Below are 22,498 nucleotides of genomic sequence, written 5' to 3'. Positions count from 1 at the left end.
CGCCGCACGGCACGCGCGGTCGGTGGCGCGGCGAGCGGTGGCGCGTCTGTTCGTAGCGGAGCTGTTCATGGCGGGCTGCTCGGAAGTCGCGATCAGGGCACGGCGTAGATGGACTGCAGGATGACTTCGGCGCGATTGGCCGCCTGGCTGCGCGCGGTGATGCGGAAGCGACGCTCGGTGCCCGAGCACGACGATTCGGGCGAGACATCGATGCTGGTCGTGCAGCTGCCCTTGGCCGGGATCGAGTCGTCGAGCAACTCGACGATGAAGCGCGGCTTGGCCGTCAACGAACCGACATCCACCGTCGTCTCGCGCCAGTTGCCGGAATTGTCTGCCCAGAAGCCCGAGGATTCCCAGCGCGGTGGATCGCTGGCGACGGGTTTCGCGCACAGGCCGTGCAGGCACCCGCTCGCGGGCAACATGGCCACCGTGGTCGCCGCGGCGACCGATTCGCCCTCGCGCAGCGCCGCTTCGGTCGCCTGGAAGGCCAGGCTGCGGTCGCGCATGTTGGTGCTGAGTTTTTCCTTCAGCAGCGTGCCGCGGATGCTCGCCAGCGACAGCAGCATCATGACCGTCAGGAGCATCAGCACCACGATCAGGGCGCTGCCACGCTGGGAGTGTCTTCCGCCTTGCCGGTTCATTGCGCGCGACTCCTGAGGGCCACCACGTGCGCGATCGTCCGCCGCAGCGGCGTGCCATGGGTGCCCAGCGTCATGTCCACCGACATCGCCAGCTGCACCTTGACCGCAACGACTTTCGACCAGTCGGTGACCGATGCCGCCGCGACATAACTTCCCGCATCGCGCACCAGGTATTGGAGTGTCATGCCACTGACGTTTTCGGCGACTTCGTCGTTGTCCACCACAAGGCTGCCGGCGTTGTTGCGCACGACCGACTGGTACAGCGACGTGCCACCGCGCGCGTTATGGCCGACGTACCAGCGCGTCGCATGCACCTTGGCGATCGTCGCCGTCCACCGGTTGTCGGCGAGCGTGCAGTCGATCAACGGGTCCTGCCCGCCAAACTTGCATCCGAATTCGTAGCTGGTGCCGGTGGTCGTGCACAGCAGTGGCGAGCCCAGGCCCTTGCTGCAGTTGCCCGGCGACGTCGACCCACCCGTGTTGTGCACGATGGTGGTGTTGATGCCGGGCTGGGCGTTGGTCACCTGGAAGATCGCGGCATGGTTGAAATCGCAGGCCATCGCGATGTCGCCCGGGTGCAGGTCGTGGCTCTTGACGTTGACCGTGAACGTCGCCGAAGCCGGCACGTGGTTGACGATATTGACGCCGTCGGCCGCCAATTTCAGTTCGATCGCATCAGTTCCGCTGACGCGTTGCCCGGCCGCCGTGCCGATCGCCAGCCCGGACATCGCCTGGGTGCCGCCATAACCACGGATGCCGTCGCCAAAGTCGGTGTACCAGGCGGCCGTGGGCGTCTTGAGCACGTTGACGACGTCGTCGCTGGCGTCACAGGGATTGCCTGCTGCCTCGCGGACGTCGCGCGCCATCAGCTCGAAGGCGGTAGCCCCGTTGTCCTGCAGGCGGCCGAGGCTTTCCGTGGCCAGGTAGGTCTGCCGGTTGGCGATGAACAGCGACAGCGCCGCGCCCGAGACGATCAGCCCCAGCACCAGCGCGACCATCAGCTCGATCAGGGTGGCGCCACGCTGGCTGCGATGCGGAGCAGGCCTGCGGCTCACAGCCTTGTCTCCGTGACCATCGTGATCGGGGCGGTGTCGGCCGTGGCGTGGGTGCCGCGCGAGTCGTCCCACTGCACCGTGATCCTGCAACTGGTGCTGCCGCAGGCGATCTGCCCACACGAACTTTCGCCCAGCGTGGCTTGGAGGCCGAGGATCCAGTCGTGCAGGTCGGTCGCGGCCAACGCTGTGCCGCCACTGCCGGTGCCCGCGTTGGGAGCGGTGCAGGTCATGGTGGAGAGGTTGTAGCCATTGATCCGCGCGACATCCAGGTTGGCGCGCATCGCGTCAAGGATGGCGTAGCTCTGCACCACCGCCTCGCTGCGCTCCAGCGCGCTCTGGCTATTGCGCAGCGAGGTCGCCTGCAGCGCCGCCATGCCGAGCATCCCGAACGACAGCACCACGATCGCGACCAGCACCTCGATCAGGCCCGCGCCGGTCACCTGCCGGCGATTGCGCAAGCATCCGTTCATGCCGGATCCGCCGGATTGGTGCAGGTGCCGCCGCCGTCCTGCCGGCTGGTCGACACCCGGCTGCCCGTACCGATCTCGACATCGTGCATGTTGTCCACCGGCCGACGGGTCTCCATGCACAGGCGCGCCACGCCCTTGAGCAAGGCACCGCTGGCATCGCGCGCGCGGCCATCGGCGTGGAAGACGACCCTGGCGTTGAGCAGGGGGCTGCCGGCGAGCTGCACGCTCGGGGGCAGGGTCGATGCCGCCAGCAACGTATCGCCGGCGCCGAAGCTGTCGTTGCCATCGGCATCGACGAACGTGATCCAGCCATCGGCACCCGCGGCGCTGCAGGTCGGCGCCGCGCTCTCCGCGCTGGCGCTGAAGCAGACGGCGGTGTGCTGGCTGCGTCGAATGGCCTCCATGCGCGCGGTCTGCACCGCATTCACGAATTCATTCGCGCTGCTGGTCAGGCGACTGGAATTGATGGTCGCTTCAAACGACGGAACGGCAATCGTCAACAGGACCGCCGTGATCGCGATCGCGACCATGAGCTCGATAAGCGTGAATCCCCGTTTCCCGGACATCGGAACCAAACCCCACCTGAACGCCCCACTCGATACTGTCATGTAAGTGACAGCCGGTTACAAGTCCCAGACGGATGGCATTGACAAATCACTTTTCCGAGATGACAAAGATCGGCTGGATGTGACCATCCGCGTCATTTTCAGGTGCTGTCGGTCACGTTTCCTGGGCCGTGCGACATCCAGTCCTGGCCGCGCAGGTGCGGTCCTGACCGATGGCCTACACTTCCGCCGCCCTCAAGCCGCCGCCCAGAACGTGGGCGGGTCGCGGTGCCGTCACGTGGGGGTCGCAGCCCAGCTCCAGCGGAATCGCCCATGGAAACGCGCCTGTTTCACAATCCGCAATGCTCGAAATCACGTGGGGCGCTTGATCTGCTTCGTGAGCGCGGAATCGAGCCCGGCGTCGTTGACTATCTGGACAAGGCCCCCGCCGTCGAGGAATTGCGGCAACTGGCGGAGATGCTCGGCACCGGCGTGCGCTCGCTGCTGCGCTCCGGCGAACCGGAATACGCCGCGCTGGGCCTTGGCGATCCGACGCTCGACGACGACGCCCTGCTCGCCGCCATGCACGCGCATCCGCGGCTCATCGAGCGCCCGGTCTTCGTGCACGCCGGGCGCGCCGTCATCGGTCGCCCGCCGGAACGCGTGCTGGAACTGCTGGGCTGATCCACCGCGCACCCGCGACGGCATCGCTTCCAATGCACAGGCTTGCACGGGCGCTGGCGTACGGCGCGCAACCGCCGCACCACCGGCCAGGTCACAACCGGGCGTCGACCGCGTCCTTCGGGAAGATCCCCTTGATGTCGTAGACCACCGCGCGGCCGTTGGCCAGCCGGCGCAGACCGTCGATGCCCATCGCACGGAACTCATCGTGCGCAACCGCCACCACGATGGCGTCGTAGGCGCCCGCCTGCGGTGCGTCAGCCAGCAGTTCGACGCCGTATTCGTGCGCCGCCTGCGCGCGATCGGCCCAGGGATCATGGATGTCGACCAATGCCCCGTATTCGCCGAACTCGCGCGCCAGGTCGATCACCCGCGTATTGCGCAGGTCCGGGCAGTTTTCCTTGAAGGTGATTCCCAGCAGCAGGATCCGCGCCCCGGCGACGGCGATCCCGCGCTGGATCATCAGCTTGATCACTTCCGAGGCGATGTGCGCGCCCATGCCATCGTTGATCCGCCGGCAGGCCAGCAGGATGTCGGGGTAATAGCCCGCCGATTGCGCCTTCTGGATCAGGTAATAGGGATCCACGCCGATGCAGTGACCGCCCACCAGCCCTGGCCGGAACGGCAGGAAGTTCCACTTGGTGCCGGCCGCTTCGAGCACCTCGCCGGTATCGATGCCAAGCCGGTGGAAGATCAGAGCGAACTCGTTGATCAGCGCGATGTTGGCGTCGCGCTGGGTGTTCTCGATGACCTTCGCCGCTTCGGCCACGCGCAGGCTCGAGGCCTTGTGGGTGCCGGCCCTGATGATGCTGCGATAAAGCGCATCGACGAAGTCCGCCGTGGCGGGTGTCGATCCCGACGTCACCTTTGGGATGTCCGCCAGGCGCCGCTGCAGGTCGCCCGGATTGATCCGCTCGGGACTGTAACCGACGAAGAAATCGATGTTGAACCGCAGGCCCGACGTGCGTTCGAGTTCGGGGACGCAGATTTCCTCGGTGGCACCCGGGTAGACCGTGGATTCGTAGACCACCACGTTCCCTCGCTTGAGCACGCCACCGATGCTCTGGCTGGCCAGGATCAGCGGGGTGAAGTCCGGATGCTTGTGCTCGTTGATCGGGGTCGGCACGGTGACGACATAGACATTGCAGTCGCGCAGATCTTCCAGCGACGCCGTCAGCGCCAGACGCGCCGACGACGACAACTCATCTGACTCGACTTCGCGGTTGCGATCCCCTGCCCCGTCGCGCAGCGCCTGGATGCGGCTGGTATCGATGTCGAAGCCTACCGTGTCGTAGGCCCGGCCAAATGCGACCGCCAGCGGCAGGCCAACGTAGCCCAGCCCCACCACGCCGATGCGGACGTCCTCCAATCCGGGAAACCCGTGGTCCTGCATGCGACATCCCCTTGGTCCGGCTGCCATGGTGCACCACGCGCGGCGGCTGTCAAAGCGCATTGCTACCGCCCCCCGATCGCAGTGCCGCGACTGGCGTCGCCCGGCCTGGCACCCATCGAATACGGGCATGCGTCGACTCATTGGCCGCAAGAACCCCATTCGATCCGCACGGACCTGGCCCAACCGGCGTTGCGTTATCGAATCCGCCCTTGGTGGCTGCGACGAAGTCCGCGACACTGGCCACGCGCCATCTGCGCACGGTCCGGGCATCGGGGGATGCATCGGACGCGACGGGGACGTCCGATCACACAGGGGAAGGAAATGCCGGGGATCCAGTGGTTCTATCTCGACGCCAGCGGCGCCCAGCGCGGTCCGGTGGACGAAGCATTCGTGCATGGCGCGCTGGCGTCCCGGCAGCTGCGCGGCGACAGCGATGTGTGGCGCGATGGTTTTGCCGACCGGCTGCCGGCCGACTGCCGCGATTGATGCAGCCGTAACCCCATCGTTGCCCACGCTCCGTTCCTAGCCGCCACTTGCCTGCCGGACGATCACCCATGCGCTTGATCCTCGTGACCATTGCCGCCCTGCTCGCCGGCCTGCTGCCGGGCGCGGTGCCGCTGCATGCGCAGGACATCAAGCCGCGACCGCGGCCCGTGCTCGTCGCGGTCGCTGCCGGTGCGCGCCCGGTGGCGCTTGAAGCCGCCGCGGTGCGGATCGACATTGGCGCAGGACAGGCGCAGACCACCCTGCGGATGACGTTCGCCAATCCCAACTCGCGCGTGCTCGAAGGCAACCTGCAATTCCCGCTGCGACCCGGACAGCAGGTCGTCGGCTTCGCACTCGATGTCGACGGCCGGATGCGCGACGCGGTGCCGGTGGAAAAAACCCGCGGCCGGCAGGTGTTCGAAGCGATCGAGCGTCGCGGCGCCGATCCCGGCCTGTTGGAACAGACGGCCGGCGACGCCTTCCGCCTGCGCATCTATCCCTTCGCGCCTGGCGGGACCCGGCGTGTCGCGATGACGCTGGCCGAGAGCCTTCCCGGCGGTCGTGCGCCGACGATGACGCTGCCGCTGCAGTTCGCCGCCACCTTGCCAACGCTCGCCATCGAGATCCATTCCGCGACCGCGCCGGTCGTTCAGGGACTGCTGCGGCCGGTGGCACTGCGCCCAAGCGGCGATGGCGCGTGGACGCTGTCGCTGTCGCGCGGCGACTTCGAGCCAGCGCGCGGCCTCACGCTGGTGCTTCCGGCGACGGCCCGACCCGCGGTGCAGGCGCAGTCGCTCCAGGGCGTGCGCTACTTCGTCGCCGACGTGCCCATCGCGACCGAAGCCAGCGCAGGTACGCCGGTCACGTCCTTGCTGCGGCAGCGCCACCTGCCCGCCCGCATCGGCCTGCTCTGGGACAGTTCGCTGTCCGGCGCCCGCCGCGCACACGACCTGGAATTCGCGCTGCTCGGCGCTTACTTCCGCGCCGCCGGCACAGTCGACGTCAGCCTTCTGCGCCTGCGCGACGTTGTCGAACCCCCGCGCCACTTCCATGTCCGGGACGGCGACTGGAGCGCGCTGCGCCGCGAGCTTGCCTCCACGCAATACGACGGCGCGACCACGGCCGGCGGCTGGACGCCAGATCGCGAGATCGGCGACTACCTGCTGTTTGGAGATGGCCTGTTCGATTACGGCGACGCACCGTTCCCGACGTTCGCTCCGCGCCAGCGGCTGTACACCATCCGCGCCGGCGTCGCCGGCGACGGAGTGCGCCTGTACGGCCTCGCCATCGCACGCGGCGGGCGTGCGCTGACGCTGGATGACAGCGGGGATCTACCCGCCGCCACGGCCGCATTGCTCAGTGACGGCCCGCGCCTGCGCACGCTCGATGGCGTTGGCGCCAGCGACCTGCTGGTCGAAACGCCGGATCCGGCCGACGGCATGCTGCGCATCACCGGCCGCCTGCGCGAAGCCAATGCGCACCTGCAACTGACGCTCGACACGCCGACGGGCGCGCGCGAGATCACCGTCGACCTGTCCCACGCCGTCGAAAGCGATCTTGCCGCGCGCACCTGGGCGCGCTACCGACTTGCCCAACTGCAGCAGGAGCCAGATGCCAACCGCGCCGCCATCAGCGCGCTGGGCCACGACTTCCACATGGTCACGCCGCAGAGCTCGCTGATCGTGCTCGAGCGCGTCGAGGATTACCTGCATTACCACATCGCGCCGCCGCCTGAACTCGCCGCCGCCCATGCCCTGCTCGTGCGCGCCGATGCCGACGCCGACGCGCTCGCCCGTCGCGAGCAGTTGGCGTCGGTGCGCGGGCAATGGCAGGCGCGCGTGGCGTGGTGGTCGCAGGCTTTCCCGAAGGGCGCGCCGCCGGCGCCCAAGCCCGCCAAAACCGACGCCGCGGCGGCCACACGAGCCGACGCGGAACATGCACGGGCGCAAGCCACGGATGCAGGGGTCGATGCCGCCTCCGCGGAGGCGCCGGTCGTGCGGGAAGCGCCCGCACCGATGACGACGATGCCGACGCCGCCGCCCCCGCCCGCGCCAGCGCGCCAGGCCAGCGCGAACACCAGCCTGGACAGCATCATGGTCACCGGAGCCAGGGTCCAGCGGTCCGAGGCCGAACCGGCGGAAGGCGCCAACACGCAGATTGCACTGACACCGTGGCGCCCGGATTCGAAGCAGGCCCGCCGGTTGCGCCTTGCCGACAGCACCCACGCATACGCCGTGTACCTCGACGAGCGTGCGCATGCGCCGGCCGGCAGTGCGTTCTATCTCGATGCCGCGCAGGTGCTGTTCGACAAGGGACAACCCGCGCTCGCGCTGCGGGTGCTGTCCAACCTCGCCGAGCTCGACCTCGACAACCGCCAGGTGCTGCGCGTGCTCGCCTACCGACTGTTGCAGTCGGGCAAGACCGCGCTTGCCATCCCGGTGCTGGAACAGGTGCTGGCGATGGCGCCGGAAGAGCCGCAAAGCTACCGCGACCTCGGGCTCGCCCATGCCGCGCTCGGGCACCGGCAACGCGCGATCGAGCTGCTGTATGAAGTGGCGACCGGAACCTGGGACGGCCGCTTCCCCGGCATCGAGGTCACCGCGCTGGCCGAGCTGAACGCCATCGTCGATACCGCACCCAAAGCATTGGACACGCGCGCGATCGATCCGGCGCTGCTCACCCACTTGCCGCTGGGCCTGCGAGCGGTCCTGAGCTGGGATGCCGACGACACCGACATCGACCTGTGGGTCACCGACCCCAACGGTGAGCGCGCGTACTACGGCCACCGCGACACCTACCAGGGCGGGCACATGTCGCCCGACTTCACCGGCGGCTACGGCCCAGAGGAATTCGTGCTGCGCCATCCCAAGCCCGGGATCTACAAGGTGGAAGCCAATTATTTCGGCGACCGCCAGCAGGTCCTCACTGACGCCACCACCCTGCAACTGTGGTTGAGCAGTGGTTTCGGCACGCGCTCGCAACAGGAAAAGACCGTGGTCCTGCGGCTGAAGGACAAGAAGGAAACCATCTTCGTCGGGGAGTTCGAGGTGAAGTAGCACAGCGGTGCCGTCGAACCACCAGGTCTGCCCGATGCAGCCAGCGAGCCCTCGTCTTGGCTACCGCCAACGCCAACGCCCACGCCATCGCCATCCCCATCGCCTGCCGGACCTCATTCGCGTGGCGCGCCAGCCAGACCAGGCAAGCGAAGCAGCACGGATGGCATTGGTGACTGGAGTCGGTAGCGAACCGCTCCGCCACAGCCGCAGCGATCCACAGCGCGCCGCCCGCGAAGGAACCACGGCTGCGCCGACGGCTCTGGTGCCCGGAGTGGGGATCGAACCCACATACCCTTTCAGGTGAGGGATTTTAAGTCCCTTGCGTCTACCAGTTTCGCCATCCGGGCGGCGCGGCACATGGTGCACCAGCGTGGCGGCAAACAAAAATCCCGGCGCAGGCCGGGATTCGAGCGAAGTGCTGATTGGAGGCCGAGGTCGGAATTGAACCGGCGTACGCGGATTTGCAGTCCGCTGCATAACCACTCTGCCACCCGGCCGGTGACTGACAACAAGGCTGGCGCAAGGCGCCGGCTTTTTCAACCGCAAATACGACAAAGCCCCGGCGAGCCGAGGCTTTGCGCTCCGGCATGGAGCGTGCCGCCGACGCGCCGCGAAGCGGCGGGTCGAGGGCGGAGCGCGGCTGTTATCGCGATCTGCCCTGTGCAACATGAAACCTGGAGCGGGAAACGAGACTCGAACTCGCGACCCCGACCTTGGCAAGGTCGTGCTCTACCAACTGAGCTATTCCCGCATCGAGCCGGCAATTTTACTGTCTGCGGCGGAAGTGTCAACCGCCACCCGCTCCCCCGACTGCAGGACCGGCCAGGCGGCCCGCAGGTACTCGAAGCCGGACCACAGCGTCAGCAGCGCGGCGATCGCCAGCAGCCAGTCGCCGACGTGGAAGACATAGCTGCCCAGCCAGGGCATCGGGTGCGGCGGCCGGGCCGGGTTGATCGAATACAGCAGGCACAGCAGCGCCACCATCTGCGCGATCGTCTTGATCTTGCCGACCGTCGCCACCGCCACCCGCGCCCGCTGGCCGAGCTCGGCCATCCATTCGCGCAGGGCGGAGACGGCGATCTCGCGCCCGACGATCACCGCCGCCCACAGCGCCATCCAGGCCGTCGGATGCCCCTGCACGATCAGGAACAGCGCCGTCGCCACCATCAGCTTGTCGGCCACCGGGTCGAGGAAGGCGCCGAAGGCCGAGTACTGCTCGTAGCGGCGCGCGATCCAGCCATCGAGCCAATCGGTGATTGCCGCCAGGCCGAAGACCGCCGCCGCCGCAAAACTGGTCCAGCCATAAGGCAGGTAAAACACGACCACGAGCACCGGGATCATCAGGATCCGCAGCAGCGTCAACATGGTCGGGACTGTCAATTTCACTGTGTACTGCTCCCGCTCGTTGCCTGGCGCGACTCCGGACTGCCGCCTGCCTCCGCCACCGGCAGCCCATGCAGGCTGGCATAGATGCGTTCGGCCAATGCGGCGTTGATGCCCTCGACGCGGGCGATTTCCTCGGCGCCCGCGGCCTTGAGCCCACCGAGTCCGCCGAAATGTCGCAATAGGTTAGCGCGTCGGCGCGGGCCGATGCCGGGGATGTCTTCCAGGCGGCTGGTGTTGCGCACCTTCTGCCGGCGTCCGCGATGGCCGGTGATGGCGAAGCGATGTGCTTCGTCGCGGACCTGCTGCACCAGTTGCAGGCCTTGCGACTCGGGGCCGGGGCGGATTTCGCGCCCGTCCGGCAACAGCAACGCCTCATGCCCGGCGCGCCGGCCTTCGCCCTTGGCCACGCCGACCAGCACCACGCTGTCGATGCCCAATCCGGTGAGCACGTCGCGCGCCTGCGCCACCTGCCCAGCGCCACCGTCGATCAGCAGGATGTCCGGCAGCACCGCATCGCTGCGTGAGCCGCGCGCGCTTTCCGCACGCGCGCCGGCATCGCCTCCCGCCAGTGCGCCCGCCTCGACCGCGCGCCGGAACCGCCGCTCCAGCGCCTGGTGCATCGCCGCGTAGTCGTCGCCGGGCTCGATGCCGGCGATGTTGTAGCGGCGGTACTGCCCGCGCGCCGGGCCGTTGGCATCGAAGACGACGCAGGAGGCGACGGTCGCCTCGCCCATGGTGTGGCTGATGTCGAAGCACTCGATCCGCGATGGCAGTTCGATCAGCCCTAGCAGCTCGCGCAGCGATTCCAGCCGCGCCTGCTGCGAGGCCTGGCTGCCGAGCTCGGTGGCGAGCGCGATCTCCGCATTGCGCGTGGCCAGATCGAGATAACCCGCGCGCTCGCCGCGCACGCTGCATTTGATCGCCACGCGCTTGCCGGCGGCGGTGGAGAAGACTTCCTGCAGCAGCTCGCGATCTTCGATGTCCCGATCCAGCACGATCTCCCCCGGCGCCGGTTGCTCGGCGTAGTACTGCGACACGAATGCCGACAGTACTTCCGCCGCGTTGTCGACACCGTTGGTTTTCGGGAAGAACGCACGCGTGCCCAGGTTGCGTCCGTCGCGGAACGCGAGCAGCAGCACGCAGGCGTGGCTGCCACTCATCGCGCAGGCGAGCACATCGAGGTCGGCGGCGCGGCCGTCGACATACTGCCGCGCCTGCAGCTTGCGGATCGCAGCAATCAGGTCGCGGATGCGCGCGGCCTCTTCGAAGTCCAGCCGCTCGCTCGACGCCGCCATCGCCTGGTCGAGCTCTCGCGTGAGTTCGTCGCTGCGGCCGTCCAGGAACAGGCCGACGCGACGCACCGATTCGGCGTACTCGCGCGCGGGCACCAGCCCCACGCACGGCGCGCTGCAACGCCCGATCTGGTATTGCAGGCACGGCCGCGAGCGGTTGCGGAACACGCTGTCCTCGCAACTGCGCAGCTTGAACAGCCGGTGCATCAGGTTGAGCGTCTCACGCACCGCACCGACGCCCGGGTACGGCCCGAAGTAGCGCCCGGGGACCGCGCGCGCGCCGCGATGCATGGCCAGCCGCGGCCACGGTTCCTGCGTGAGCAGCACGTAGGGATAGCTCTTGTCGTCGCGCAGCAGCACGTTGTAACGCGGGTGCGTGGACTTGATCAGCTGGTTTTCCAGCAGCAGCGCCTCGGCCTCGCTGCGGGTGACGACAACTTCCATGCGCGCGACCTGCGACAGCATCGCCGCGGTGCGCGCGGCCTTGGGCGTGGCATTGAAATAGCTCGCCACGCGCTTGCGCAGCGCGCCCGCCTTGCCGACGTAAAGCGCACCGCCGTCGGCCGCGAACATCCGGTACACGCCCGGCGCATTGCTCAGGGCGCGGACGAACGCCTTGCCGTCGAAGGGCGCCGCGGGGGCCGGTGCGGTGGCGGGCGAGGCGTCGGAGGCCGGCCCGGAGGCTTCATCGGTCATGCGCGGCTCACTCGCCGACCGGAACGCGATGCAAGGCGCCGCTGGCGATCTCGAGCCTCAGGATCGCATGTGCATGGGTGTCCGCGATCCAGGCGATGCCGTCGGCCACCGCCAACCCACAGGGACCGTGCAGCGGCTGCGACAGCGCGACCGTGTCCAGTTGCCCGCCACCCAGGCGCAGCGTGCGAAGCAGGTTGTTGCCGGTGTCCGCGATCCACAGCAACGGCGCGCCGGGATCCAGCGCGATCGCATGCGGATGCTGCAGCAGCGCGTGGCTGCGCAGGCCATCGGTGCGTCCGTGTTCCCAGGGGCCCTGCCCCAGCAATGTGACCGCCTGGCGGTTGCGGACATTGAAGCTGCGGATCGCCGATCCGGCGGCATCGCACACGTAGAGCAGCTGCTGCACGGACGCCAGGGCCATCGGCTCGGCGAAGGCCGCCTCGCCGCCGGCGCCATCGATCACGTCGAGCAGGCCCGAGCCGGCCGCAAGCTGCAGCTCGCGGGTGCCCAGCTGGTATTGCCACAGCCTGTTGTCGCCGCTGCAGGCGACGAACAGCATGTCGTCGACCAGCGCGATCGCCTGCGGATGGTCCAGCGCGACCGCATCCGCCGTGGCCACCTGGCCTTTGCGTGGCGCTCCCGCGCGGCCGGCGCCCAGCAGCGTCAGCACCTCGCCGCTGCGCAGGTCGATGCGGCGTACGGCATGGTTGCCGGTATCGGCCACATACAACGCGCCGTGCCCCAGTGCCAGACCCTGCGGGCGGGAAAAGGAGGCGCTCTCGGTTGAACCATCATGGAAACCCAGGCGCCCGGTGCCGAATTGCCGCAACACGCGTCCGGCATGGTCGCATTCGAGCACGCGGTGGTGGCCGCTGTCGGCGACGTACAGATACTTGCCTGCGACCGCCAGGCCCATCGGAAAACGCAGCGGCATGTCGGGCTCGGCGAGCGGCCGCAGTTCGACCGCAGGCGTACCGGCGAGCAGGTGCGCCTGCTCGGCCAGCAGCTGCCCGACCGTGCCTTCCAGTGCGCGGCTGGAACCTCGCCCCTCGCCGCGGCCGACGATGCGACCGCGCTCGTTGCCTTCGGCATCGACCAGCAGCAGCGTCGGCCAGGCATCGATCCCGTACTGCTGCCAGGCGACCCAGTCGCGATCATGCGCGATCGGAAACCCGAACTCGTATCGCGCGGCTCGCTGCGCCATCCGCCGGCGGTCGCGTTCATGGTCGAACCGCGGAACGTCGATCGCCAGCACCTGCAGCGACAACCGGTACCGCTTCTGCAGCCACGCGAGGGTCTCCAGGCACTGCAGCGACCAGGTCGAGCCGGAATTGACGAAGGCCAGCACGCACACGCGCCCGCGCAGCTCCGACAATCTTGCCGGTTGCGCCAGGTTCAACCATTCGAGTGCCTGCGGCAGTTCGCGGACCGGGCCGCCCGACTGGATGGTGGCCGTGGCCATGGCGGCTCCAGGATGCGCGCGCGAGGGACCGATTATGCCATCGCCGCGCGTCTAGCCCGGATGCTGGCGCAGATGGCGCTCGGCACGCGCGAGGTCCTCTTGGGTATCCACGCCGGGCGGAAACGGCTCCGGGCTGAGTTCGACGCGGATGTCGAATCCCGCTTCGAGCACCCGCAGCTGCTCCAGCGATTCGGCCTGCTCCAGCCGGCCCGGCGGCATCGCGGCGACATACTGCAGGAAGCCCGCGCGGTAGGCATACAGGCCGATGTGGCGCAGCCAGGCGATGCCAGGTGGCAGCGTGGCGCGATCGGCGGCGAAGGCGTCGCGCGCCCACGGAATCGGCGCGCGGCTGAAATACAGCGCGTTGCCGTTGCCTGCCCGCACCAGCTTGACGACGTTGGGATCGAACAACTGGCGCGCATCCTCGATCGGCGTGGCCAGGGTGCTCATCGGCGCGGTGCACGCATGCAGCGCCGAGGCCGCGGCACGGATGCCGGCCGCCGGCGCAAAGGGTTCGTCGCCCTGCAGGTTGACCACGATGGTGTCGTCGCTCCAGCCGGCGCAGCGCGCGCATTCGGCAAGGCGATCGCTGCCCGAGGCGTGGTCCGACGAAGTCATCGCGACCCGCACGCCACTGCCGGCGAGCGCAGCGGCAATGCGCTCGTCGTCGGCAGCGACCCAGACGTCACGCGCGCCGGCCGCGAGCGCGCGCCGGGCGACATGCAGCACCAGCGGCTCGCCGCCGAGCAGGCGCAGCGGCTTGCCCGGCAATCGGGTCGCGGCAAAGCGCGCGGGAATCGCGACCACGAAGTCGAGCGCGGCGTCAGTGGACATCGGGTGACCCCCGCAGGACGGACAGGCGATCGAGCAGCGCGATCCAGAACGCCTCGGGCAATTGCGCGTCGATCGGGACAGCATAGTGCCGCGGGCCGGCGAAGCCGACGCACTTGACCGCGTCCTTCTCGGTCATCAGCACCGGCAGGTCGCTGCCGAATTCGAAATCCGCAGCGGTGTAACGATGGTGGTCGCCGAAGGCATGCGGGACGACCGCGATGCCATGGGCGCGCAGCATGGCGAAGAAGCGTTCGGGATCGCCGATGCCGGCCACCGCCTGCACGCGCTGCCCTGCGAATTCCGACAGTACCCGCGGCCTGCCGCCGAGCAGCGGCAGCACGCGGCCGGCGGACAGCTGCATCGGCCATTCGCCGAAACCAGGAGTCGCACGCCCGCTGTCGCTCGGCGGCACGTTGAGCACGCGGAAGTCGCATAGCGCGCCGCGTGCGACCGGCTCGCGCAGGGGGCCCGCGGGCAGCAGCAGGCCGTTGCCATGGCGCCGCCGGCCGTCGATGACCTCGATTTCGATATCGCGATGCAGCCGGTAATGCTGCAGGCCGTCGTCGCACAGCACGATGTCGCAACCGGCCGCGGCCAGTGCGCGCGCGGCGGCGGCGCGATCGCGGTCGGCGCGGACCTTCGCTCCGGTGCGGCGTGCGATCAGGACGGGCTCGTCGCCGCCGATGGCGGGATTCGTTTCGGCATCGACCCACTGGGCGCGCTCGGGCTGGGTGCGACCGTAGCCGCGCGTCGCCACGCCGGGCGTCCAGCCCGCCGCGCGCAGGCGCTCGACGGTCGCAATCGTGAGTGGCGTCTTGCCGCTGCCACCGGCGATCAGGTTGCCGATCACGACCACCGGCACGCCGGCGCGCCGACGCCGCAGCAGGCCGACGCGATACAGCGCCAGCCGCACGTCGATCGCAGCGCGATACAGGCCCGACAGCAGGCGCGCGCCCACGGGCGGCGTGCCGTCGTCGTACCACCACGCCGGCGGCTTGCGGTTGCGGGTGCTCATCCCTCGCCCGGCTCGCGGAACTGCATGCGGTGCAGGTGGGCGTACAGGCCGCCGCGCGCGAGCAGCTCGGCATGCGTGCCCTGCTCCACCAGCCGGCCCTGGTCGAGCACCAGCACCTGGTCGGCGTGTTCGATCGTCGACAGGCGGTGTGCGATCACCAGCGTGGTGCGGTCGGGCATCAGCCGCGCAAGCGCGTCCTGCACCAGGCGCTCGGATTCGGTGTCGAGCGCGGCGGTGGCTTCGTCGAGGATCAGGATCGGCGCGTCCTTGAGCATCGCCCGCGCGATCGCCAGGCGCTGGCGCTGGCCGCCGGACAGGCGTCCGCCGCGGGCACCGACCGACGACTGCATGCCTTCGGGCAGGCGTTCGACGAATTCCATCGCATTGGCGCCGGCGACGGCACGCTGCAGTTGCTCGGCCGTGGCGCCCTCGAGTTCGCCATAGGCGACGTTCGCCGCGATCGAGCCATCGAGCAGCATTACCTGCTGGCCGACCAGGGCGACCTGTCGGCGCAGGTCGGCGAGGCGGTAGTCGCGCAACGGATGGCCGTCGAGCAGGACCTGCCCGGACGCGGGTTCATAGAAGCGCGGGATCAGCTTCACCAGCGTCGACTTGCCGCTGCCCGAGCGCCCGACGATCGCGGTGACGGTGCCGGGCCGCGCGCTGAAACTGATGTGCTGCAGCGCTGGCGCCGCCTGCCCGTGGTACTGCGCGCTGACATCGCGGAATTCGATGAGGCCGCGTGCGCGCGACAACGGCCGGTCCCCGGAATCGACCTCATCCTCGGCATCGAGGACCGAAAACAGCCGCTCGGAGGACGCCACGCCCCGCTGCAGCATGCCCTGCACGTTGGTCAGCTGCTTGAGCGCGGGAATGATCGCCAGCATCGACAGCATGATCTTGACGAAACCGCCGGCCGTCAGCCGCCCGGCCATGGCCTCATGGCCAGCGAAGAACAGCAGCATCGCCAGGCCCACCGCGCCCATCAGCTGCACCACCGCCGAGGAGATGCTGCGAGTGGATTCGACCTTCAGCGCGAGCTTGAAGTTGTGGTCGGCCAGGCCGCGATAACGCGCCTGCTCGACCTGCTGCGCGCCGTAGACCTTCACTTCCTGGTGGCCGCTCAGGGTCTGGTCGGCGTGCTGCATCAGCTGCGCGCCGCTTTCCTGGATTCGGTGGCCGAGCCGGCGATAGCGACGCCCGACCTGGTCCATCATCCACGCCAGCAGCGGCCCGAGCAGCAGCATCGCCAGCGTCACCCGCCAACTGGCCCACAGCATCACGCCGAGCATGACCAGCACCTGCAGCGACTGCTGCACCATCACCTTCATGGCGTCGATCGCGGCCTGCGCCACCTGGTCGCTGTCCGAACCCAGGCGCACCAGCATCGAGCCGACCGCTTCGTTGTCGAAGCGTTGCCCCGGCATGCGCAGGTACTTGGCGAACACCTGCACGCGCAGGTCGCGCGCGACGCCGCGACCGGACTTGGCCATGTAGATGTCGGTCCCGTAACCGGCGATGCCGCGCACCAGGAAGATCGCCACGATCACCAGCGGCAGCAGCAGGCTGACGTGCGCGTTGCGGGCGATGAAGGTCTCGTCCACCACCGGTTTCATCATCGAGGTGAACGCGCCGGCGGCGGCGGCTTCGACCAGCATCGCCACGGCCGCGAAGACCAGCAGGCCGCGATAAGGCTTCGCGAATCCAAGCAGTCGCCGATACAACCGCCAGGAGGACGGCGCCCGTGCCGCGGCCGCAGCATCCGCCGCGTCGGTCACCGCTTGGGCTCCGGCGCGGTGCCGATCGCGATCCGGCGGAAGCCGAGCTGCCCGAGCGCGTCCAGCGCCGTCACCACCGCCTGGTGCGGCGTCCGCGCGTCGGCGCGCAGCAGCACGTTGCGATCGTGGTCGTCGCCGGCGACTTCACTGATCGTGCGCTTGAGCGAGTCGATGTCGGTGCGCAGCACCTCGCGGTCGCCGATGAAATAGCGGCCGTCGGCATTGACCAGCACGCTCAGGGACTTGGCCTGCGCCTCGGCGGGCTGGCCGTCGGCGCGCGGCAGCTGCAGCTTCAGCACCGAGCGCGCATCGAAGGTGGTGGTGATCACGAAGAAGATGATCAGGCACAGGACGACGTCGATCAGCGGGACCAGGTTGATCTCCGGCTCGTCGTCCTTGCGATGGTCGCGGATCCGCATGCGTCAGCCGGCCGCGACCGGCGGGACGATCCCATGGCCACCGGCGGCGGTGCGCGCCGAGGCCGGCGGCAGCCCGGGACCGCTGGCGTCGAGGGTGTCCAGCAACTGGATCGCCTCGTGCTCCATGTCGACGATGTAGCCGGCGATCAGGCCGCGGAAATAGCGATGGAACATCAGCGCCGGGATCGCGACGATCATGCCGGTGGCGGTGCACACCAGCGCCTTGCCGATGCCGCCGGCGAGCTGGCTGACGTCGCCCAGGCCGTGGTCGAGGATGCCGAGGAACATCTGGATCATGCCGACGACGGTGCCGAACAGGCCCAGCAGCGGGCCGGCGGCGGCGATCGTGCCCAGGGTGTTGAGGTAGCGCTCCATGCGGTGCACCAGGTGGCGACCGACGTCCTCGATGCGCTCGCGGACCTGGTCGCGCGGGCGGTTGCGCACGTCCAGCGCGGCGGCCAGCAGCGCGCCCAGCGGCGAGGTATTGCGCAGGGATTCGATGTGGGCCGGGTCGAGCTTGCCGCGCGCGGCCCAGGCGCGGACTTCCTCGCCCAGCCGCGGCGGCATCACGGTGCGGCGGCGCAGCGTCCAGAAGCGCTCGACGATGATCGCCAGGCCGACGGCCGAGAGCAACAGCAGCGGGATCATCGGCCATCCGCCAGCCTTGACCAGTTCGAGCACGCGCAACCTCCAGCATCCGGATGGCGACGGGGGCGCGCCATTGGGCCGATAGGATAGCCGGGCGGGCGTCGGGCGGCTTGGCGGGTGGTCCGTTCCGGGACGCCGGATGGGTTTGCCGGCGCTTGATGGCGTGCCGTGGTGGGCTGGTCGCCGCCGAAGGGCGCGCGGCTGAAGCCGCTCCTGCAAAGACAGCGTGCCGCCCGCGGGCGTCACGGCTTGCGACGGGTGGCGTCCCAGAGCCTGGGGTGCTGGCGGCGGCGCTGCTGCACCACAATCCCGTCGGATTGCAGGCGCACGTCCTGCGCGCCGGTGTCGAAAGTGACGTAGACCTGCGCGCCGGCATCGCGCCAACGCTGCACGGTTTCCGGCCGCGGGTGGTGGAAGCGGTTGCCGTAGCCGGCGGAGATCAGCGCGACTCTGGCGCCGGTGGCGGCGACGAAGGCGGGATCCGACGATCCGTTGCTGCCGTGGTGGGCGACGACGACCACGTCGGCGCGCAGCGACCCGGCATCGCGGCGCACGAGCTCGCGTTCGACCACGGCGTCGATGTCGGCGGTGAGCAGCGCCGCGCCATGCGCCGACTCGATGCGAAGGACGCAACCGGCGTTGTTGCCCAGATAGGGAAACCAGCGCGGCGGGTGCAGGAAGCGGAAGCGCACGCCATCCCATTGCCAGGCCTGCCCCGCCAGGCAGGCGCGCCCGTGGGGCAGCGGCGGCGCGCCGTCGGGCGTCAGCGCGAGCCTGGGCGGGAACGCGCGGGCCACGGCAGGAAAGCCACCGGCATGGTCGTTGTCGCCATGGCTGACGACAGCCACGTCGATCATGCGCACGCCCAGTGCGTGCAATGCAGGCACGTCGACCCGTTCGCCGGCATCGAAGCCATCGGGAATCGCCGGACCCATGTCGTAGAGCAGCGTGTGGTGCGCGGTGCGGACCAGCACCGACAAGCCCTGGCCGACATCGATCACGGTCAGCGCGGCCTCGCCCGGCGCGGGCGGCGCGGTGTCCGGCCACAGCAACGGCAACCACAGCAGCAGCGCCAGCGGCTTGCCCGGGACGCCCCGCGGCAACAGCAGCCAGAAGCCGCCGAGCAGCGCCAGCGGCAGCGCGAACCATCCGACCTCCGGCAACCACCACAGCGACAGCGGGCTTGCGGCCAGATGGGTGAACATGGGCCACGCCAGGTCGAACAACCACGCCGACAGCCGCCAGCTCCACGCACCCAGGCCGGCATGCAACGCTTCCAGCCCGGTACCGAGCAGGGCCAGCGGCACCACGACCAGGCTCCACCAGGGGATGGCGACAAGGTTGGCGATCGGCCCCGCCAGCGAAGCCTGTCCGAACAACACCACGCCCAGCGGCAGCAATCCGATCGTCGCCACCGCCTGCGCGCTGACGAAGGCGCGCAGCACGCCGCGCCAGGAGCGGTCGGTCTCGCGCGGCAGGCACCACAGCAACCACGCAACGCCGGCGAAACTGAGCCAGAAGCCCGCGGCCAGCAGCGACAGCGGATCGACCAGCAGGATCATGAGTGCCGACAATGCCAGCACGTCGACCGTGCGTTGCGCGCGCCGCAGGAGCCTGACCGCGACCACCACCGCGATCATCAGCACCGTGCGCACCGTCGGCAGCGCGAACCCGGCCACCGCGGCGTAGCCGATCGCGCCCGCCAACGCCGCGGTCGCCGCCGCATGCTGGCGGGGAATGCGGCGGCCGAGCGCCGGCAGCAGCCGCCATGGCAGCGAAGCCAGCAATGCGAAGAAGCCGGCGACGATGCCGACGTGGAATCCGGAGATGGCGATCAGGTGGGTGACGCCGACCGCGCGCAGGATTTCCCAGTCGACATCGTCGATGGCGCGCGTGTCCCCCAGCGCGAGTGCGCGGATGAACCTCGACGTTGGCGTCGGAATGGCCGCCGCGATGCGCGCGGACATGCGCTCGCGCCAGGCGTCGATTCCCTGCGCCGCGGCCAGCTCCCGCGCGCCCTGCCCGTCGACGAGATATCCACTGGCCGCGATGCGGTCGGCCAGTGCCTGTTTTTCGCCATCGAAGCCACCGGGATTGCGCAGCCCACGCGGCGCGCGCAGCTTGACCGTCATCCGCCAGCGGCTGCCGGCGTGCAGGCGCAGACGCGGCGATGGCGCGCCGGGGACCTGCTTGAAGTCGTCGTACCAAGCCAGCTGCAGGCGTTTGCCACGCAGCGATGCCGGCTGCACCGGTGTGTCGTCCACGCGCAGCACGAAGCGCGTGCGCCGCGGCTCGTCCTGCGGCAGGTCCAGCACGCGCCCGGTGAGCAGGAAGGCCTGCTGCTCCTGCGCGACCGGCAGTTGGCGGCCGAGCGCGATGCCCGCATGCAGGCCGGCGAGGCCAAAGCCGCACGCCAGCGCGCCGAGCAGCATGGCCCGCCCCCGGCGTATCCAGACCGCGAGGCCGACGCCCAGCGCCAGCACCATCCATGGCCATGCCGGCAACTGCGGTAACAGCAGGCATGCGCCCACGCCCGCCATCACGGCCAGCGCCTGCGCGGGCAGTCCCGCGGTGGGCAACTCCCCGATGGGCCCTCGCAGCGGCATCCTTGCCGCGTCTCGCATCGTCCTACACCTCGTCGGTTCGCAGTTCCCGCAACTTGCCCTGGTGCAGTTCGAGCACCCGGTCCAGGCGCCGCGCGAGGCGGCGATCGTGGGTGACCAGCACCAGGCTGGTGCGCTTGGCGCGGTTGAGCTCGAGCATCAGCTCGAACACCGTCGCCGCGGTCTTTTCATCCAGGTTGCCGGTGGGCTCGTCGCCGAGCACGCAGGCCGGGGCATTGACCAGCGCGCGCGCGACTGCCGCACGCTGGCGCTCACCGCCGGACAACTCGCCGGGCTTGTGTTCCAGCCGATGGCCCAGGCCCACCGACTCCAGCAACGCGCGCGCCCGCTGCTCCGCGTCCGGTACCGCCGTGCCGCCGAGCAGCACCGGCAGCATGACGTTCTCCAGCGCGGTGAATTCAGGCAACAGGTGGTGGAACTGGTAGACGAAGCCGAGCGCGCGGTTGCGCAGCTGCCCGCGATGCGCATCCGACAGCGCGCTCATCTTCTGGCCGGCCACGAAGACTTCGCCCGCCGTCGGCGTGTCCAGGCCGCCGAGCAGGTGCAGCAGCGTGCTCTTGCCGGCGCCGGAGACGCCGAGGATGGCCACCGTCTCGCCCGCATGCACCGACAGCTCCAGGCCGTCGAACACCGGGGTATGCAGCTTGCCCTCGGCGTAGGTCTTGCCCAGCGCTTCGGCGCGGATCACTTCACCGTCGTGCATGGGTCGCGGTCCGTTCGAAGATCCGATCCCGGCATTGGAGTGGATTTCATTCATAGCGCAGCGCCTCCGCCGGCGCCGTGCGCGCGGCGCGCCACGCGGGATACAGCGTGGCCAGGAAGGCCATCGCCAGCGCCACCAGGGCGATGATCGTCACGTCGCTGGGCTCGAGCTGGGTCGGCAGGCCGGTGATGTAATAGACGTCCTCGGGCATCAGCTGCACGCCGAGGATCGATTCGATCACCCGCAGGATGCGATCGAGGTTGAGCGTCAACACCACGCCCCCGGCCACGCCGAGCACGGTGCCGATCACGCCGATCATCGAGCCCTGCACCATGAACACCTGCATCACCCCGCGCGGCGTGAGCCCCAGCGTGCGCAGGATGGCGATGTCGGCCTGCTTGTCGGTCACCAGCATCACCTGCGAGGACACCAGGTTGAAGGCGCCCATGGCGATGATCAGCGACAGCAGGATCGCCATCATCGTTTTCTCAAGTTTCAATGCGCGGAACATGTTGGCGTTGTCGCTGGTCCAGTCGCTGACGCGATAGCCGCCGCCAAGCCGCAGCGCCAGATCGCGCGCGACGTCGAAGGCCAGGTCCATGTCGTGCAGGCGCAGGCGCACGCCGGTCACGCCGTCGCCCATGCGCAGCAGGCGCTGCGCATCGCCCAGGTTCACCACCGCCAGGCCCTTGTCGTACTCCTGGTAGCCGGCTTCGAAAATGCCGCTGACATGGAAGCGCTTGAGCTGCGGGATCGCGCCGACCGGCGTGGTCTGGAAGTCGGTGGTGACGATCACGCTGTCGCCGACGTCGACGCCCAGCCACAGGGCGAGCTCCTGCCCGAGCACGATGTTGAAGCTGCCGGGCGTGAGCTGGTCGAGCCGGCCGCGCACCATCTTCTGTGCGATCACCGACACCTTGCCCTCCTCGTCGGGCATGACGCCGCGGACGATCGCCGGTTGCCGGCGCGGCCCGCTGATCAGCGCCTGGGTTTCGATGTAGGGCGCGGCACCGGCGACGCGCGGATCGCGGTAGGCCTGGGTGACGGCCTGGCGCCAGTGCTCCATCGCTTCGCCGTCGGCACTGACGGTCGCGTGCGCTGCCATCTGCAGCATGCGGTCGCGGATCTCGCGCTGGAACCCGCTCATCACCGCCAGCGTGGTGATCAGCGCGGCCACGCCGATGGCGATGCCGAGAATCGAGGCCATCGAGATGAAGGAGATGAATCCATTGCGGCGTTTGGCGCGCAGGTAGCGCAGGCCGATGGCGACGGGGATGGGCTTGAACATTCGGTCGGGCAATCCTGCGTCGCGCG

19 protein-coding genes and 3 tRNA genes are annotated in these 22,498 nt (G+C 69.3%); 3 read left to right on the top strand and 19 right to left on the bottom strand.

Features of this window, described 5'->3' with window-relative positions; translation table 11 throughout:
* Positions 1 to 92 precede the first annotated feature (92 nt).
* The 4 genes from G7B67_RS01970 to G7B67_RS01955 are packed head-to-tail and all read right to left on the bottom strand — an operon-like array spanning position 93 to position 2,732.
* On the bottom strand, positions 93 to 641 hold the full coding sequence (locus G7B67_RS01970) for a pilus assembly PilX family protein (RefSeq protein ID WP_166207018.1): 549 nt from the start codon (positions 639 to 641) through the stop codon (positions 93 to 95).
* On the bottom strand, positions 638 to 1,696 hold the full coding sequence (locus tag G7B67_RS01965) for a prepilin-type N-terminal cleavage/methylation domain-containing protein (protein ID WP_243412209.1): 1,059 nt from the start codon (positions 1,694 to 1,696) through the stop codon (positions 638 to 640). Before G7B67_RS01965 ends, G7B67_RS01970 begins: the two co-directional genes overlap by 4 nt.
* Positions 1,693 to 2,166 (bottom strand): type IV pilus modification protein PilV, encoded by a 474-nt coding sequence (pilV, locus tag G7B67_RS01960; RefSeq protein WP_166207015.1) that lies wholly within the window; start codon positions 2,164 to 2,166, stop codon positions 1,693 to 1,695. Before pilV ends, G7B67_RS01965 begins: the two co-directional genes overlap by 4 nt.
* The gene (locus tag G7B67_RS01955) at positions 2,163 to 2,732 is read right to left on the bottom strand and encodes a GspH/FimT family pseudopilin (protein WP_279303944.1); all 570 of its coding nucleotides are present in this window, start codon (positions 2,730 to 2,732) and stop codon (positions 2,163 to 2,165) included. The genes pilV and G7B67_RS01955 overlap by 4 nt, the downstream gene beginning before the upstream one ends.
* A gap of 312 nt (positions 2,733 to 3,044) precedes the next feature.
* Here G7B67_RS01955 and arsC point away from each other — a divergent pair, with 312 nt between their 5' ends.
* Positions 3,045 to 3,395 (top strand): arsenate reductase (glutaredoxin), encoded by a 351-nt coding sequence (gene arsC, locus G7B67_RS01950; protein WP_166207010.1) that lies wholly within the window; start codon positions 3,045 to 3,047, stop codon positions 3,393 to 3,395.
* Between the two features lie 91 nt (positions 3,396 to 3,486).
* On the opposite strand, the gene G7B67_RS01945 is transcribed toward arsC, so the two are convergent.
* Positions 3,487 to 4,785 carry a nucleotide sugar dehydrogenase gene (locus G7B67_RS01945; RefSeq protein WP_166207007.1) on the bottom strand — a complete coding sequence of 433 codons (1,299 nt, stop codon included), beginning with the start codon at positions 4,783 to 4,785 and terminating at the stop codon, positions 3,487 to 3,489.
* 321 nt (positions 4,786 to 5,106) lie between these two features.
* Between G7B67_RS01945 and G7B67_RS01940 the strand changes: the two genes are divergently transcribed.
* Both G7B67_RS01940 and G7B67_RS01935 read left to right on the top strand, forming a co-directional pair.
* Entirely contained in the window at positions 5,107 to 5,271 is a 165-nt protein-coding gene (locus G7B67_RS01940; protein WP_166207004.1) for a GYF domain-containing protein, read from the top strand.
* Between the two features lie 68 nt (positions 5,272 to 5,339).
* Positions 5,340 to 8,327 carry a VIT domain-containing protein gene (locus G7B67_RS01935; RefSeq protein WP_166207001.1) on the top strand — a complete coding sequence of 996 codons (2,988 nt, stop codon included), beginning with the start codon at positions 5,340 to 5,342 and terminating at the stop codon, positions 8,325 to 8,327.
* 260 nt (positions 8,328 to 8,587) lie between these two features.
* Here G7B67_RS01935 and G7B67_RS01930 read toward each other — a convergent pair.
* The 14 genes from G7B67_RS01930 to G7B67_RS01865 form a co-directional block, all read right to left on the bottom strand.
* Positions 8,588 to 8,674, bottom strand: a tRNA-Leu gene (locus tag G7B67_RS01930).
* A 76-nt stretch (positions 8,675 to 8,750) separates the two neighbouring features.
* Positions 8,751 to 8,824 (bottom strand) — tRNA-Cys (locus tag G7B67_RS01925).
* A gap of 178 nt (positions 8,825 to 9,002) precedes the next feature.
* A tRNA-Gly gene (locus G7B67_RS01920) sits at positions 9,003 to 9,078 on the bottom strand.
* A complete protein-coding gene (gene pgsA, locus G7B67_RS01915; protein WP_166206998.1) occupies positions 9,069 to 9,713 on the bottom strand; it encodes a CDP-diacylglycerol--glycerol-3-phosphate 3-phosphatidyltransferase in 645 nt (214 codons plus the stop codon). The genes G7B67_RS01920 and pgsA overlap by 10 nt, the downstream gene beginning before the upstream one ends.
* On the bottom strand, positions 9,710 to 11,701 hold the full coding sequence (gene uvrC, locus G7B67_RS01910; protein WP_166206995.1) for an excinuclease ABC subunit UvrC: 1,992 nt from the start codon (positions 11,699 to 11,701) through the stop codon (positions 9,710 to 9,712). The genes pgsA and uvrC overlap by 4 nt, the downstream gene beginning before the upstream one ends.
* A gap of 7 nt (positions 11,702 to 11,708) precedes the next feature.
* Positions 11,709 to 13,163 carry a redoxin domain-containing protein gene (locus G7B67_RS01905; RefSeq protein ID WP_166206992.1) on the bottom strand — a complete coding sequence of 485 codons (1,455 nt, stop codon included), beginning with the start codon at positions 13,161 to 13,163 and terminating at the stop codon, positions 11,709 to 11,711.
* Positions 13,164 to 13,214: 51 nt separating this feature from the next.
* The gene (kdsB, locus tag G7B67_RS01900) at positions 13,215 to 13,997 is read right to left on the bottom strand and encodes a 3-deoxy-manno-octulosonate cytidylyltransferase (protein WP_166206989.1); all 783 of its coding nucleotides are present in this window, start codon (positions 13,995 to 13,997) and stop codon (positions 13,215 to 13,217) included.
* Positions 13,987 to 15,012: a tetraacyldisaccharide 4'-kinase gene (gene lpxK / locus G7B67_RS01895; RefSeq protein WP_166206986.1), complete on the bottom strand. Its 1,026-nt coding sequence runs from the start codon at positions 15,010 to 15,012 to the stop codon at positions 13,987 to 13,989. The genes kdsB and lpxK overlap by 11 nt, the downstream gene beginning before the upstream one ends.
* Entirely contained in the window at positions 15,009 to 16,790 is a 1,782-nt protein-coding gene (gene msbA, locus G7B67_RS01890) for a lipid A export permease/ATP-binding protein MsbA (protein ID WP_166206983.1), read from the bottom strand. The genes lpxK and msbA overlap by 4 nt, the downstream gene beginning before the upstream one ends.
* Positions 16,787 to 17,209 carry an ExbD/TolR family protein gene (locus tag G7B67_RS01885; RefSeq protein ID WP_166206980.1) on the bottom strand — a complete coding sequence of 141 codons (423 nt, stop codon included), beginning with the start codon at positions 17,207 to 17,209 and terminating at the stop codon, positions 16,787 to 16,789. The genes msbA and G7B67_RS01885 overlap by 4 nt, the downstream gene beginning before the upstream one ends.
* A gap of 3 nt (positions 17,210 to 17,212) precedes the next feature.
* Positions 17,213 to 17,890 (bottom strand): MotA/TolQ/ExbB proton channel family protein, encoded by a 678-nt coding sequence (locus tag G7B67_RS01880; protein WP_166206977.1) that lies wholly within the window; start codon positions 17,888 to 17,890, stop codon positions 17,213 to 17,215.
* Between the two features lie 209 nt (positions 17,891 to 18,099).
* Positions 18,100 to 20,463 (bottom strand): DNA internalization-related competence protein ComEC/Rec2, encoded by a 2,364-nt coding sequence (locus G7B67_RS01875; protein WP_207780854.1) that lies wholly within the window; start codon positions 20,461 to 20,463, stop codon positions 18,100 to 18,102.
* A 22-nt stretch (positions 20,464 to 20,485) separates the two neighbouring features.
* A complete protein-coding gene (gene lolD, locus G7B67_RS01870) occupies positions 20,486 to 21,184 on the bottom strand; it encodes a lipoprotein-releasing ABC transporter ATP-binding protein LolD (protein ID WP_207780853.1) in 699 nt (232 codons plus the stop codon).
* Between the two features lie 46 nt (positions 21,185 to 21,230).
* The gene (locus G7B67_RS01865; RefSeq protein ID WP_166206971.1) at positions 21,231 to 22,472 is read right to left on the bottom strand and encodes a lipoprotein-releasing ABC transporter permease subunit; all 1,242 of its coding nucleotides are present in this window, start codon (positions 22,470 to 22,472) and stop codon (positions 21,231 to 21,233) included.
* Positions 22,473 to 22,498 lie beyond the last annotated feature (26 nt).

The sequence above is a fragment of the Cognatiluteimonas telluris genome, from assembly GCF_011320095.1.
GTDB lineage: Bacteria > Pseudomonadota > Gammaproteobacteria > Xanthomonadales > Xanthomonadaceae > Cognatiluteimonas > Cognatiluteimonas telluris.
The sequence above is the reverse complement of the archived record's forward strand: the minus strand, read 5'-3'. Positions and strand labels throughout refer to the sequence as shown.

Bases quoted from the DNA above. Each gene is read 5' to 3' on its own strand.
- G7B67_RS01885 (WP_166206980.1), bottom strand. From the start codon at position 17,209: ATGCGGATCCGCGACCATCGCAAGGACGACGAGCCGGAGATCAACCTG.
- lolD (WP_207780853.1), bottom strand. From the start codon at position 21,184: ATGCACGACGGTGAAGTGATCCGCGCCGAAGCGCTGGGCAAGACCTAC.
- lpxK (WP_166206986.1), bottom strand. From the start codon at position 15,012: ATGAGCACCCGCAACCGCAAGCCGCCGGCGTGGTGGTACGACGACGGC.
- G7B67_RS01970 (WP_166207018.1), bottom strand. From the start codon at position 641: ATGAACCGGCAAGGCGGAAGACACTCCCAGCGTGGCAGCGCCCTGATC.
- uvrC (WP_166206995.1), bottom strand. From the start codon at position 11,701: ATGACCGATGAAGCCTCCGGGCCGGCCTCCGACGCCTCGCCCGCCACC.
- G7B67_RS01905 (WP_166206992.1), bottom strand. From the start codon at position 13,163: ATGGCCACGGCCACCATCCAGTCGGGCGGCCCGGTCCGCGAACTGCCG.
- G7B67_RS01945 (WP_166207007.1), bottom strand. From the start codon at position 4,785: ATGCAGGACCACGGGTTTCCCGGATTGGAGGACGTCCGCATCGGCGTG.
- G7B67_RS01940 (WP_166207004.1), top strand. From the start codon at position 5,107: ATGCCGGGGATCCAGTGGTTCTATCTCGACGCCAGCGGCGCCCAGCGC.
- G7B67_RS01935 (WP_166207001.1), top strand. From the start codon at position 5,340: ATGCGCTTGATCCTCGTGACCATTGCCGCCCTGCTCGCCGGCCTGCTG.
- arsC (WP_166207010.1), top strand. From the start codon at position 3,045: ATGGAAACGCGCCTGTTTCACAATCCGCAATGCTCGAAATCACGTGGG.
- G7B67_RS01955 (WP_279303944.1), bottom strand. From the start codon at position 2,732: ATGTCCGGGAAACGGGGATTCACGCTTATCGAGCTCATGGTCGCGATC.
- pilV (WP_166207015.1), bottom strand. From the start codon at position 2,166: ATGAACGGATGCTTGCGCAATCGCCGGCAGGTGACCGGCGCGGGCCTG.
- G7B67_RS01875 (WP_207780854.1), bottom strand. From the start codon at position 20,463: ATGCCGCTGCGAGGGCCCATCGGGGAGTTGCCCACCGCGGGACTGCCC.
- G7B67_RS01865 (WP_166206971.1), bottom strand. From the start codon at position 22,472: ATGTTCAAGCCCATCCCCGTCGCCATCGGCCTGCGCTACCTGCGCGCC.
- kdsB (WP_166206989.1), bottom strand. From the start codon at position 13,997: ATGTCCACTGACGCCGCGCTCGACTTCGTGGTCGCGATTCCCGCGCGC.